Source organism: Mesorhizobium sp. LjNodule214 (assembly GCF_964252735.1).
Classification (GTDB): Bacteria; Pseudomonadota; Alphaproteobacteria; order Rhizobiales; family Rhizobiaceae; genus Mesorhizobium.
Window position 1 is genome coordinate 1708132 of the sequence record NZ_CAXUPE020000002.1, and the last position, 13238, is coordinate 1721369.

The 13238-nt window shown below is 62.9% G+C and carries 12 protein-coding genes and 1 tRNA gene; 7 read left to right on the top strand and 6 right to left on the bottom strand.

Annotation, left to right across the window (positions count from 1 at the left end; translation table 11 throughout):
- Positions 1 to 95: 95 nt before the first annotated feature.
- Complete coding sequence (locus tag ACSQ3Z_RS22020) at positions 96 to 1037, bottom strand: N-formylglutamate amidohydrolase (protein ID WP_436173376.1); 942 nt, start codon at positions 1035 to 1037, stop codon at positions 96 to 98.
- Positions 1038 to 1201: 164 nt separating this feature from the next.
- On the opposite strand from ACSQ3Z_RS22020, the gene cpdR reads away from it, so the two are divergent.
- The gene (cpdR, locus tag ACSQ3Z_RS22025; RefSeq protein ID WP_006199474.1) at positions 1202 to 1564 is read left to right on the top strand and encodes a cell cycle two-component system response regulator CpdR; all 363 of its coding nucleotides are present in this window, start codon (positions 1202 to 1204) and stop codon (positions 1562 to 1564) included.
- A gap of 115 nt (positions 1565 to 1679) precedes the next feature.
- Positions 1680 to 1754: transfer RNA gene (locus ACSQ3Z_RS22030), tRNA-Val, on the top strand.
- Positions 1755 to 1875: 121 nt separating this feature from the next.
- Here the strand turns inward: ACSQ3Z_RS22030 and ACSQ3Z_RS22035 are convergent.
- The 5 genes from ACSQ3Z_RS22035 to ACSQ3Z_RS22055 form a co-directional block, all read right to left on the bottom strand.
- Positions 1876 to 2082, bottom strand: coding sequence for a hypothetical protein (locus ACSQ3Z_RS22035; RefSeq protein ID WP_436173377.1), 207 nt, complete (start codon positions 2080 to 2082; stop codon positions 1876 to 1878).
- Between the two features lie 232 nt (positions 2083 to 2314).
- Positions 2315 to 3607 (bottom strand): tetratricopeptide repeat protein, encoded by a 1293-nt coding sequence (locus tag ACSQ3Z_RS22040; protein WP_436173378.1) that lies wholly within the window; start codon positions 3605 to 3607, stop codon positions 2315 to 2317.
- Positions 3608 to 3740: 133 nt separating this feature from the next.
- A complete protein-coding gene (gene fcl, locus ACSQ3Z_RS22045) occupies positions 3741 to 4703 on the bottom strand; it encodes a GDP-L-fucose synthase (protein ID WP_436173379.1) in 963 nt (320 codons plus the stop codon).
- Positions 4704 to 4712: 9 nt separating this feature from the next.
- Positions 4713 to 5783: a GDP-mannose 4,6-dehydratase gene (gene gmd, locus ACSQ3Z_RS22050; RefSeq protein ID WP_436173380.1), complete on the bottom strand. Its 1071-nt coding sequence runs from the start codon at positions 5781 to 5783 to the stop codon at positions 4713 to 4715.
- Between the two features lie 97 nt (positions 5784 to 5880).
- Positions 5881 to 7035: a dihydrodipicolinate synthase family protein gene (locus ACSQ3Z_RS22055; protein ID WP_436173381.1), complete on the bottom strand. Its 1155-nt coding sequence runs from the start codon at positions 7033 to 7035 to the stop codon at positions 5881 to 5883.
- A 241-nt stretch (positions 7036 to 7276) separates the two neighbouring features.
- Here ACSQ3Z_RS22055 and ACSQ3Z_RS22060 point away from each other — a divergent pair, with 241 nt between their 5' ends.
- Genes ACSQ3Z_RS22060 through ACSQ3Z_RS22080 form a run of 5 tightly spaced genes read left to right on the top strand, consistent with a single transcriptional unit; the run spans position 7277 to position 13235 of the window.
- The gene (locus ACSQ3Z_RS22060) at positions 7277 to 8320 is read left to right on the top strand and encodes a LacI family DNA-binding transcriptional regulator (RefSeq protein WP_436173382.1); all 1044 of its coding nucleotides are present in this window, start codon (positions 7277 to 7279) and stop codon (positions 8318 to 8320) included.
- Entirely contained in the window at positions 8317 to 9333 is a 1017-nt protein-coding gene (locus tag ACSQ3Z_RS22065) for a Gfo/Idh/MocA family protein (protein ID WP_436173383.1), read from the top strand. The genes ACSQ3Z_RS22060 and ACSQ3Z_RS22065 overlap by 4 nt, the downstream gene beginning before the upstream one ends.
- The gene (locus ACSQ3Z_RS22070; protein ID WP_436173384.1) at positions 9330 to 10931 is read left to right on the top strand and encodes an acyl CoA:acetate/3-ketoacid CoA transferase; all 1602 of its coding nucleotides are present in this window, start codon (positions 9330 to 9332) and stop codon (positions 10929 to 10931) included. Before ACSQ3Z_RS22065 ends, ACSQ3Z_RS22070 begins: the two co-directional genes overlap by 4 nt.
- The gene (locus ACSQ3Z_RS22075) at positions 10924 to 11700 is read left to right on the top strand and encodes an enoyl-CoA hydratase/isomerase family protein (RefSeq protein ID WP_436173385.1); all 777 of its coding nucleotides are present in this window, start codon (positions 10924 to 10926) and stop codon (positions 11698 to 11700) included. Before ACSQ3Z_RS22070 ends, ACSQ3Z_RS22075 begins: the two co-directional genes overlap by 8 nt.
- Positions 11701 to 11723: 23 nt before the next feature.
- Positions 11724 to 13235, top strand: a complete 1512-nt coding sequence (locus ACSQ3Z_RS22080) for an aldehyde dehydrogenase family protein (RefSeq protein ID WP_436173386.1) — start codon at positions 11724 to 11726, stop codon at positions 13233 to 13235.
- The last annotated feature ends 3 nt before the right edge of the window (positions 13236 to 13238 follow it).

Sequence of the window (13238 nt, forward strand, 5' to 3'; positions counted from 1 at the left end):
CCTCCCTAGACTTCGACCGTGTCGTGCAAACGATGCGGTCTTTTTTTCGCCGCGACACCGGCGCGGCGTTGACCTGTGCCGCCTGGGCGCCAAACCTATTCGGCGGCGAGCGGCAGGTCGATGAAATGGTGATCGGGCATCGCCATCAGGTCGGCCGAGAAGCGCGCCAGATCGTCGGCAAGCGCATCGAAGCCGGCGGCTTTCTGGAACGTCCGCTCATTCATGTAAAGCCCGCGATTGACCTCGATCTGCAGCGCGTGGAGATGGCGCGCCGGCCGCCCGTAATGCTCGGTGATGAAGCCGCCGGCATAGGGCTTATTGTGGGCGACGGTATAGCCCATGCCGGTGAGCAGGCCGATCGCCGTCTCGGTCAAGGCGGCCGCGGCGGAGATGCCGAACCGGTCGCCGATGATGAAGTCCGGCCGCACCCCATTGTCGCCGACCCTGATGCTGGCGGGCATCGAGTGGCAGTCGATCAGCACGGCATAGCCGAACCGCGCATGGGTTCTGGTCAAAAGCCGCTTCAGCGTCTCGTGATAGGGCTTGTAGACGGTCTCGATACGCGCCACGGCCTCGGCCAGCGGCAAACGGCCGGAATAGATGTCGAGCCCCTCGCCCACCAGCTTCGGCACGGTGCCAAGCCCGCCCGCGACCCGCGCCGAGCGGATGTTGCAGAAAGACGGCACCGGTTCGGCGAACATGCGCGGGTCGAGTTCCCAGGGCTCGCGATTGACGTCGAGATAGGCGCGCGGGAAATTCGCCGCCAGCATCGGCGCGCCAAGCGCCACTGCGCCGCCGAACAGTTCCTCGACATAGCAATCCTCGGACCGGCGGATGGCGTTGCGGTCGAGCCGCGCCATGGCCAGGAAACGGTCGGGATAGTAGCGGCCGCTATGCGGCGAGTTGAAGAGGAAGGGAACGCGCTGCTCGGCGCCCGATCGGATTTCGAAGGGTGGAACGACCGAAAAATCCTCGGCTGCCGTCTTCAATTTGAGCGAACCCGGAAACAGCACTGCATCATGATTTGAAAGTGCCATCTCGCCGGTCGCATGTCCAGCATTTCAGCACCCTCACAGCTCGGCAAAAGTCGGGACAATGCTGCCATCGTTCACTTGATGTTTACCGTCACCTCCTCATATACAGGATGGTTAACGGGCTTGCCCGGCGCCAATGTCGGGGCGGGTGATTCGGACGGGATATGATGGCACGCATTCTGCTGGCGGAAGACGATGACGATATGCGCCGGTTCCTCGTCAAGGCACTGGAGCGCGCCGGTTATCAGGTGAGCGATTTCGACAATGGCGCCAGCGCCTATGAGCGGCTGCGCGAGGAGCCTTTCTCGCTGCTCCTGACCGATATCGTCATGCCCGAGATGGACGGCATCGAGCTTGCCCGCCGCGCCACCGAGATCGATCCGGACCTCAAGGTCATGTTCATCACCGGTTTCGCCGCCGTTGCGCTCAATCCGGATTCCAAGGCCCCGAAGGACGCCAAGGTCCTGTCGAAGCCGTTCCACCTGCGCGACCTCGTCAACGAGGTCGAAAAGATGCTGCAGGCCGCCTGAAGCACTTCCGGCTCGACCCCGGCGCGCCTTCGACGGCGCGACAAAACGAGCCTTTCTTTCCTTTTTCGACCTATTGACGCGCTGGATCAAAAATGGTGTATGCGCGGCTTCGGATGGGCGTGTAGCTCAGCGGGAGAGCACTGCATTGACATTGCAGGGGTCACAGGTTCAATCCCTGTCACGCCCACCATCCAGACAAGCCGTATCGCATCTCGCCATACCTGAGGCCCGTCCCGGTGGGGAGTAAGGCAATAGGGCGTAGGGCAATTGCCGCCGCTCGTCCTATTTCCTTACTCCCGTATTCCCCTACTTCACTGCGGCCGCGGATCGGGTCTGTTGTCGTGCTTGTCGCCGTTCTTGCCTTCCTTGCAAGGTGCGTCGCCGATGCCGCAGCATTTGGCATTGTGGGTGACACCAGGCTTTGTCTTGTCGCAATCTCTTGGCGCCGTCGTCTGACAGCCGGCCAGCACTGAGACGGCAATGGCGGCAAGCAAGACGTTTCTTGATCGAATAAACATGGGCGTTCTCCTTGATGAACCACGTTGTTACGCAGCGCTTGGTCGCGTCCCGCGATGGGTTGGTTCAAAGGAACTGAAAAAATAGTCAGCGAAACTCTTCTCGATGCACGAGCGGACGGGTGCATCGAAATTGCCGGCCGCATCGCTCCGTTCTGGATGTGGAGAAAGGCCTAAGCAATTCCAGGAAAAGTGCGTAGCGGTTTTCCGTCCGGAATTGCGCAAAAACAAACAGTCAGATTCTCAGACCGGCTTTCCAGAGCCGCGACCGCAGCTTCGACAGCGCGCCGGATTTCCCTGTCGTGAGCGGTCCCAATTGCCGCCCGATTTTCTTGAAGATCTCATTCTCCGGTTCGGCCGCAAGCGCTAGGGCGGCCATTTTCGATGCAGATTCCGCATCCTTCAATGCGTCCTGGAAAATATGCGCCGAGCACGCGGCGGCATGGGGATAACCCGCCTTCGCGGCCGCGAAGAACCGTTCAAAATCCTTGGACATGACATGGCCGCGCCACGTCCAGCCGGTCAGAATCCGCATCATTTGCAGCGGCATGTCGGCAGAGCCGCGGAACTGGCTGATCATCACGGATTTCAGAACTGCCTCGCCCGAGGAAAAGTCCCTTTCGCGAAAATAGGCGGCTGCGATCTTCAGCGCGTAGACGTCGTTTTCCGGATCAAGCTCGCGGGCCTTCTCCAGGATTTCCCTCGCTTGCCGAGGGCTGACCTTGTCCTCCAAAGACAGAAACGCCGCCTGATAGCCGAAGGCGGCTTCGAGCGGATGGTAGTCCGCCTGGTGAGACTTCAACTCATCCAGGATGATGTCGGCTGCCCGACGCTTGCTGAACAACGTCTTCGGCTTGTTGCAAGGGACGTCACCCATCACCGAAGCGATCGTCGCAAAGACGCTGCTGCCCGCATAGATCTGCTGGCAGCGTGCCATGAGCGCCATTTCAAAAAACGCTTTGAGGGTTTGATCCGCGAATTCATCGGCCCCAAAATCGTCGGTCAGCAAGGCTCCGGTTTCCGATTTCAGATATTCGAGCGTGGGACGATCCTGGCCGATCAAAAGGGTCGTCAAACCCTGCGACGAGAGTTTCGACACGATCGCCTTGGCAAGCGTCGAAGGGATCACCTTGTCGCCAAAGTCCAGCCTTACGCGAAATTTGCCGCGGACGATGTCGCCGCTGCGAAGATGCAAAGCGACCACAGGACCGGGAAAAGGGCTCTTGTCGGCCGCGCCGATCGCCTGTTTTACGCTTTGGGAGAACCCGAATGCCCGCAGCGTTTCGGATCTCCGGACACGATCGGCCCCCTCGCCGTGGAAGGATTTCCAGACGTTGAACTCGTTGCAGATCCAGCCCTGGTAATTTCCCCGCCGTGTGGAGATATCCAGGCTGGAGCGCGTGAATGCCCGGTTGTCGAGAACGCCGAAATCGGCTGCCTTGATTTTTCTGCCCAGCCAATGTCTCTCGATGAACTCGGGAGAGAATATGGCCTCGACCACATCGACAATGTGGAACGTCTTGTCCACGATAGCCTTGTCGTTCCAGGTGAAACCGAAGCGGTAGCCAAGCGCATCGGCCAGCGACTTTGCATTGACCATGGCCAGGAGACGGCCACCCAGACCGTCATCTCTCGTCGCGGCGATCAGCGTCGATCGAGGTTCAGGTCGCGCCGAGGCGGACATCACCTTTCTCAACATGCTGGAGAAACCACGCATAGGTCTGTTCCAATCCACTGCGAAGCGAGTAGGCCGGACGCCAGCCCGTGGCAAACAGGCGCGACACATCCATCAGCTTGCGCGGCGTGCCGTCCGGCTTCGTCGAGTCGAATGCAATCGCCGCCTCTGCGCCGACGACGGATACGACGGTGCGGGCCAGATCCGCAATGCTGATGTCCTCTCCCGAACCGACATTGACATGGCTGTCTCCGGCATAATTCTTCAGCAGCCAGACCAGGGCGTTGGCGGCGTCATCGACATGCAGGAACTCACGCATCGGCGTGCCTGATCCCCAGATCTCCAAGGTCTTGCCGCCGTTGCGCTTGGCTTCATAGGCCTTGCGCATCAACGCCGGCACGACGTGGCTGCTGGAGAGGTCGAAATTATCGCCCGGACCGTAAAGATTGGTCGGCATCGCCGAAATGTAATTGACACCATACTGGCGACGGTAGGCCTGGCACAGTTTCAGCCCGGCGATCTTGGCGACTGCATACCATTCATTGGTCGGCTCGAGCGGGCCGGTCAGCAATGCCTCTTCCGGGATCGGCTGCGGCGCGTGCTTCGGATAGATGCAGGACGAGCCGAGAAACAGGAGCTTCTCCACTCCGTTCTGATAGGCAGCCTCAATCACATTGGTCTGCACGACGAGATTTTCGTACAGGAAATCGACCGGAAACCTGTCATTGGCCAGGATGCCGCCGACCTTGGCCGCGGCCATCACCACCGCGTCCGGCCTGTGGTCGGCCATCCAGCGCCGCACGCCGGCCTGGTCGAGAAGATCGAGTTGCTCACGCGGCACGATCAAAACTTCGCAATCCTCGCTTGCCAGCCGGCGCACGATTGCCGAGCCGACCATGCCGCGATGCCCGGCGACAAAAACCCGCTTTCCCCGAAGCTCGAAAGTCATCGCTGCATCCTATGTCTGGTGGCTGTTGCGCCGGATGTCGTCGACCGAACGCACCAGGTCGGCCTGCACCATTTCGGCAACCAGCGCTTTGAAGCCAATTGTGTGCGACCAGCCAAGCTTGGCTCTCGCCTTGGATGCGTCGCCGACGAGTGTCTCGACCTCCGTCGGCCTGAAATAGCGCGGGTCGATGCGCACCAGAACGGCGCCCGAACCGGCATCCGCTCCGACTTCATCGACACCTTGGCCTTGCCAGCGAATGGTCCGTCCGGTCTCGGCGAAGGCCAGTTCGACGAACTCTCGCACTGAGTGCATCTCGCCGGTCGCCAGCACGAAGTCGTCGGCCTCGCTATGCTGCAGGATGCGCCACATGCCTTCGACATAGTCGCGAGCATGGCCCCAATCGCGTCTGGCGTCGATATTGCCGAGATAGAGCGTGTCCTGCAGCCCGCGATGGATCGCGGCGACGGCGCGCGTGATCTTGCGGGTGACGAAGGTTTCGCCGCGTGTCGGACTCTCATGGTTGAACAGGATGCCGTTGGCGGCAAACATGCCGTAGGCTTCACGGTAGTTGACCGTGATCCAGTAGGCGTAGAGCTTGGCCGCCGCATAGGGCGAGCGCGGATAGAAGGGCGTGGTCTCGCTTTGCGGGGTCTCGGCAGCCTTGCCGTATAGCTCCGATGTCGACGCCTGATAGAAACGCACCGACTTTTCGAGGCCAAGGATGCGGATAGCCTCCAGCAGCCTGAGCGTGCCGAGCGCATCGGCATTGCCGGTATATTCCGGTGTCTCGAAACTCACCTGGACATGGCTCTGGGCGCCGAGGTTGTAGATTTCGCTAGGCTTCGTCTCCTGCACCAGGCGGATCAGGTTGGTCGAGTCGGTGAGATCGCCATAGTGCAGAAAGAAACGGGCGCCGCGCTCATGCGGATCGACATAGATGTCGTCGACGCGCTCGGTATTGAAGGAAGAAGAACGGCGTTTGACGCCATGGACAACATAGCCCTTCTGCAGCAGCAACTGTGCCAGATAGGCGCCGTCCTGGCCGGTCACGCCGGTGATCAAAGCTACTTTGTCGGCCATGCCCTGCTGTACCCTCCCATGGGCCATACCGAATACAGATTTGCCCAGGCAAGGCAAATCCGAACATCGGCCCGAGGCAGAGACGAAGCCGGCGTGCTCAGACGCCGACGACGGCGCAGAGGTGCTTCATCCTGGCGACGGCAAGCTCCGGATCGGCCAGCAATCCGGCCTGATCGGCGTGCCGGAAGACATCGGCATAGTGAAGGATGCCGCGCGCCGACTGCATGCCGCCGATCATCGAGAAATGGTCCTGGTGGCCATTGAGCCAGGCCATGAAGACGATGCCGGCCTTGTAATATTCGGTCGGCGCCTCGAAGATTTTTCGCGACAGCGGCACGGTCGGCGCCATCAGCGCGTCGTAGCCAGCCCGATCGCCGTCGGCCAGTTTGGCCAGCGCCGCGTTGGCGACCGGCGCGATAGCGTCGAAAATGCCGAGCAGCGCGTGCGAATGTCTCTGGCCGTCGCCGGCGATCAGTTCGGGATAGTTGAAATCGTCGCCGGTGAACATGACGACGCCCTCGGGCAGCCGGTTCCGGAGCGCCACCTCCTTGTCGGCATCGAGCAGCGAGATTTTTATCCCTTCGACCTTGCTTGCATGGCGTTCGATAATGGCGACGACCGTGTCGAGCGCCATCTCGAAATCATTGCTGCCCCAATACCCCTTGAGTGCCGGGTCGAACATGTCGCCCAGCCAGTGAAGGATGACCTTGCCAGAGGCCTGGCCGAGGATGCGGTCGTAGACCCGAGCATAGTCGTCGGGCCCCGTGGCGACAGCCGCCAGCGCCCGGCTTGCCATCATGATCGCCTTGCCGCCCTCGCCTTCAATGAAGCCGAACTGTTCCTCATAGGCCGCGATGACATCATCGAGGCTCCTGGCGGTGGATGGCGCCAGATGGTCGGTACCGGCGCCGGAAGCGAGGTCGGCGCCCTCGACGGTGCTCGCCTCGGCGATCGAACGGCGGATCAATTCCTTCGCGCTTGCCCAGTCGAAGCCCATGCCGCGCTGCGAGGTGTCCATCGCCTCGGCGATGCGGAAGCCGAGCACCCACAGATGATGACGAAACGCCATCGTCTTGTTCCAATCGACAACGGGTCGCGACCACGGATCGGTCATGGCCAGAGGATCTGCCACGACATGGGCGGCGGCATAGGCGATGCGCGAAAACCGCGCGCCGGCCACCGGCTGCACCGGCTGGCCGACCAGCCGATAGCCAGAGTGGCGACCGCCCTCTTCGGGCAAAATGATGTCCATGAAACTCTCCCTTTGTCGCGCCTATAAATGGAACGTTCCAATAAATCAAGAACCTTTATGATTCTCATACCCAGAGCGACCGGATGCTGCATCGCAACACAGGAACCCTTGTGAGGAAAGATTTTTCAGCGCGGTCGATCAATTTTTTGCATTCGAGAAAAATCCAGATTGACTCCCATTCTCGGCAGTGATTAGAACGTTCCAATAAATTCAACCAAAAACACCGGGAGGACGCATCTGGATGGCCAGCCGGGCCAAGGCGACGATACTCGACATTGCCCGCGAGGCGGGCGTGTCCAAATCGACGGTGTCGCTCGTGCTCCAGGGCAGCGGGCTGATCCGGCCTGAAACCGCGGTCAAAGTGCGCAAGGCGATCGAGGATGTCGGCTATGTCTACAACCGCGGCGCCGCCAATCTGCGCAAGGCCCACTCCAATGTCATCGGCATGGTCATCAACGATCTCACCAATCCGTTTTTCGCCGAACTGGCGGTCGGCATGGAGCGTGTCTTCCAGTCGGCCGGCATCGTGCCCTTCATCGCCAACACGGCGGAGAACCCGGTGCGCCAGGAGGAAGTGCTGAAATCGCTGATGGAACAGGGCGTCGCCGGGCTGATCGTGTCGCCGGCCCGCGGCACGACGCCGGGCGCCTTCCGCCGCCTGGAGACGGCAGGCCTGCCGGTCGTCTTCGCCATGCGCCGCTTGCCTGAAAGCCGCATCCCTGTGATCGCGCCCGACAATCATCGCGGCGCTTGGCTCGCCACCGCCCATCTGATCGGCAAGGGCCATCGCCGGCTGGCCTTCTTCGGCGGCTCCTCCGACCTGGTGGTCTATCACGAACGATTGGGCGGTTTCCGTGAGGCCTGCGAGACGCTCGGCATTGCGACGAGCGACAGGCTGATCTTCGAAGGCGAGACCAGCCGCAAGGGCGGCATCGCCTGTATGGAGACAGCCCTTGCGATGGCCGAGCCGCCGACGGCGGCACTCTGCTTCAACGACGCGGTCGCCTTCGGCGCCATGCTGGCGCTGCGCAAGCGCGGGCTTGAGCCGGGCGCGGATTTTGCCGTCGTCGGCTTCGACGACGTGGCCGAGGCCGAGCATTACATGCCGGCGCTGACCAGCGTCGCGGTGGACTCGGCGGGCCTCGGCGAGCGTGCCGCCCATGTCATGCTGAAGATGATCCAGTCGCGCACCACGCGCGCCGAGGACCATATCGGCGCGGTCAATCTCGTCGTCAGGGACAGTTGCGGTCCCGATCGCCGCGCAGGACTGGGAGACGCGGCATGAGCGTCAGATGGGGTCTGATCGGCGCCAGCACGATCGCCAGGCAATTCATGATCGGCGCCATCCGCGCGCAGACCGATGGCGAGATCGCTGCCGTGATGAGCTCCAACCAGGAGCGCGGCGCTTCTTACGCCCGGGAAAACAACATTCCGCACGCCGTCTCGACACTGGATGCGCTGCTCGGTTCCGGTGTCGATGCCGTCTACATCTCGACCACCAACGAATTGCATCTCGAACAGGCACTGGCCGCCATCAAGGCGGGCAAGCATGTGCTGTGCGAGAAGCCGCTGGCGCTGACCAGCGCCGATGCGCGCACGATGGTCGCCGCCGCCAAGGCTGCCGGCATCGTGCTCGGCACCAATCACCATCTGCGCAATGCCGGCGCGCACCGGGCCATGCGCGAAACGATCGCCACCGGCCGCATCGGTAAGCCGGTCGCCGCCCGTGTTTTTCACTCAGTCTACCTGCCCGAGATCCTGCAGGGCTGGCGCATCAGCAAGCCCGAGGCGGGCGGCGGCGTGGTGCTCGACATCACCGTGCACGACGCCGACACGCTTCGCTTCGTGCTGAACGACGATCCGGTCGAGATTTCGGCCTTCACCCAGAGCGCTGGCATGGCGGGCGGTGGTCTGGAAGACGGCGCGATGTGCATCTGGCGCTTCAAATCGGGCGTCATTGCCCAATCGCATGAGGGCTTCACGACCAAATTCGCCGGCACCGGCTTCGAGGTGCATGGTTCGGAAGGCTCGCTCTTCGCCAGCAACGTGATGACGCAGAAGCCGGTTGGCTCGGTGCTGCTGCGCACCGCAAAGGGCGAGGAAGAATTGAGCTTCGACCGCGAGGATCTCTACACGAGGTCGCTGCGCCAGTTCCATGCCGCCATCCGTGGCGAGGGCCAGCCATCCGCGACGGGTGAAGACGGCGTCTGGTCGCTGACGTCGGCCGAGGCAGCACTTCAGTCCGCGAAATCAGGCAAGGCGGTCACAATCGACCCGAAACTTGGGAGCGCCGCGTGAGCAAGGTCGTTTCCGCCGCGCAGGCCGCCAGCCTGATCGAGGACGGCATGGTCGTTTCCGTCTCGTCGTCGAGCGGCCTCGGCTGCCCGGACGCGGTGCTTGCCGCGGTCGGCGAGCGCTTCGACGCAGAGGGGCACCCGAGGAATATCACCACGCTGCATCCGATCGCCGCCGGCGACATGTACGGCATCAAGGGTATCGACCATCTGGCCAAGCCCGGCCTGCTGAAGCGCACGCTGTGCGGCTCCTATCCGTCCGGCCCCTCGTCGTCCGAGCCGCCGCAGATCTGGAAGATGATCGGCGACAATTCGGTCGCCGCCTACAATGTGCCGTCAGGCATATTGTTCGACATGCACCGCGAGGCCGCCGCCAAGCGTCCGGGCGTGCTGACCAAGGTCGGCCTCGACACCTTCGCCGACCCGCGCCACCAGGGCTGCGCCATGAACGCCGCCGCCAGCGAGCCGATCGTTTCGGTGCAGCAGTTCGACGGCGAGGAATGGCTCTATTTCCGCTCGATCGTCCCGCAGGTCTCGATCATCCGCGCCACCACCGCGGACGAGCGTGGCAACCTCACCTACGAGCATGAGGGCGCCTATCTCGGCGGGCTGGAGCAAGCGCTGGCCGCCCGCAACAATGGCGGCATCGTCATCGCGCAGGTCAAGCGCGTCGTCGAGAACGGCACGCTGAAGCCGCATGATGTGCGTGTGCCCGGCGTGCTTGTCGACCACATCGTCGTCGCGCCCGACCAGTTGCAGACGACACTGACGCCTTACGACCCGGCGATCTCCGGCGAGATCTTCCGGCCGCTATCGACCTTCCGCAATGCCGAAATGAACGTCCAGAAGGTGATTGCGCGCCGCGTCGCCATGGAGTTGCGCGACGGCATGGCCGTCAACATCGGCTTCGGCATCTCGGCCAATGTGCCGCGCATCCTTCTCGAGGAAGGCCAGCACGGCAAGGTCACCTGGGTGATCGAACAGGGTGCGGTCGGCGGCGTGCCGCTGCTCGACTTCAAGTTCGGCTGCGCCTCGAATGCCGAGGCGATCATGCCATCGCCGCACCAGTTCATCTACTTCCAGGCCGGTGGCTTCGATGCCTCGCTGCTGTCCTTCCTGCAGATCGACCGCCACGGCTCGGTCAACGTGTCGAAGCTCTCGGCAAGGCCGCATGTCACCGCCGGCGCCGGCGGCTTCGTCGACATCACCGCGCGTGCAAAAAAAATCGTCTTCTCCGGCTTCTTCAATGCCGGGGCCAAACTCTCGCTGGCCGATGGCGGCATCCGCATCGACCAGGAGGGCAAGGTCAAGAAGGTGGTCGGCGAGGTCGAGCACATCTCCTTCTCCGGCAAGCGCGCGGTCGCGCAGGGACAGGACATCACCTATGTCACCGAGCGCTGCGTGATGAAGCTGACACCGGACGGGTTGATGGTGACGGAGCTCGCGCCCGGCATCGACCTCGAACGCGATGTGCTGGCGCAGGCCGAGATCCCGCTCGGCGTCGCCAACGACCTCAAGGTGACACCGTCCGCGCTCTATCAGGATCGGCCGATCGGCCTGTCGCTCAATGGCGGCGCCTCGCTCGGAGGCGCGCATGGCTGAGCGTCTCGTTACATTCGAAACCGATGGCGCCATCGGCATCATCACCTTGCGTCGGCCTGAAAAGTTCAACGCGCTCGATATCCCGATGCTGCGGGCGTTGGAAACTGCGCTCGACGAGGCCGAGATGGCCGACGGTGTGCGTGTCGTACTCGTCCGCGGCGAAGGCAAGGGCTTTTGCGCCGGCGGCGACGTCGAGGCCTGGGGCGGCATGAGCGCCGCCGATTTCCAGGTGCAATGGGTGCGCTATGGTCACCGCGTCTTCGACCGGCTGGCGCGGCTCAGGCAGCCGACCATCGCCGTGCTGTCCGGCCACGCGCTGGGCGGCGGCTTGGAACTGGCCGCGGCCTGCGACTTTCGCGTCGCCGAAACACAGGTGAAATTGGGCTTTCCGGAAACCTCGATCGGCGTCGTTCCCGGCTGGTCCGGCACGCAACGCGCTGTGCGCCGTTTCGGCGCGCAGGCGGTGCGCCGCATGGCGCTCGGCGGCGAGGTTTTTGTTGCCTCGGAGGCGCTCGCCATGCGTATCGTCGATCGCGTCGTCGAGACCGGCAAGGCGTTCGCCGAAGCGACGGCCTGGGCGGAAAAAATCGCCGAGCGCGGGCCGCTGGCGACTGAAGCCGCCAAGCTGATGATCGCGGTTGCCGAGGGCGAGGAAAGCGCTGCCGCAACGGAGGCTCTGGCCAGCGGCTTCATCGCCGTGACCGGCGACCTCAAGGCCGGCGTCGGCGCCTTCAAGACCAAGCAGAAGCCCGTGTTTTCAAGATCCTAGAGCAGAACGGATTCCGAACGCAGATGAACGCGCCCCTCAACATCGCCATGCCCGCCGAGGCATCCGCAGCACCGAAGGCCTATCGGCTGCTGATCGACGGCAAGCATATCGACGCTCGCGACGGCCGCACGCTGGAGCGCAAGAGCCCCGGCCATGGCTTCACCGTTTCGCGCTATGCGCAGGCCGGCGAGGCCGAGGTCGAGGCGGCAGTGATCGCCGCGCACAAGGCTTTCGAGACCGGCCCATGGCCGCGTATGAAGGCTTCCGAACGTGCCGCGATCCTGCTCAAGGCCGCCGACCTGATCGAGGCCCAGCTGGAAAACATCGCCCGGCTCGACGCGCTGGAATCCGGCAAGCCGATCGCCCAGGCGCGCGGCGAGATCGGTGGCGCCGTCGACATCTGGCGCTATGCCGCCTCCCTCGCCCGCACGCTGCATGGCGAGAGCTACGCCAATCTCGGCGATGCCATGCTGGGCGTGGTGCTGCGTGAGCCGATCGGCGTGGTCTCGATCATCACGCCGTGGAATTTCCCCTTCCTCATCGTCAGCCAGAAGCTGCCTTTCGCGCTGGCTGCCGGCTGCACGGCGGTGGTCAAGCCGAGCGAGATGACCTCGGCCTCGACTTTCGTGCTCGGCGATATCCTGATGCAGGCCGGCCTGCCAAATGGCGTTGTCAACATCCTCGCCGGCCTCGGAGCCGATGTCGGCGCGCCGATGGTCAGCCATCCGCTGGTCGAGATGGTCTCCTTCACCGGTTCTACCCGCGTCGGCAAGATGACCATGGCCTCGGCCGCCAGCTCGCTGAAGAAAGTATCGATGGAGCTTGGCGGCAAGAACGGCCAGATCGTCTTCCCGGATGCCGACCTTGAGGCGGCCGCCGACGCAGCGGTGTTCGGCGGCTTCTTCAACGCCGGCGAATGCTGCAACGCCGGCAGCCGGCTGATCGTGCATCAGGCGATCGCCGATGACTTCCTCTTGGCGGTCAAGGCGCTCACCGCCAAGTTGACCGTCGGCGATCCGCTCGACGACCGCACCAAGGTCGGCGCCATGATCTCGTCCGACCATCTGGCAAAGGTAGCCGGCTATGTAGCGGCGGCAGCGGGCGAAGGCAGCGGCGTCTACAGCGGCGGTAAGCAGCTGGCGTCCAATGCCGGCCAATACCTTGACCCGACCATCATTCGCGGCGTCACTGAAGACATGGCGATCGCGCGCGAAGAAGTGTTCGGCCCAGTGCTTTCCGTGCTGACTTTTGAATCGATTGAAAAGGCGTTGCACATCGCCAACAACACGCCCTATGGTTTGTCGGCAGGCGTGTGGAGTGCCAGCATCGACACCTGCATGTCGGTGGCGCGGAATGTGCGTTCGGGGACCGTTTGGGTGAACACGTTCATGGAAGGTTATCCCGAACTGCCTTTCGGCGGCTACAAGCAGTCCGGTCTCGGACGCGAACTCGGCAAACGCGCCGTCGAGGACTATACCGAGGAAAAGACAATCCAGTTTCATCGCGGCCAGCGCACCGGATGGTGGGTCGGCTGAGTT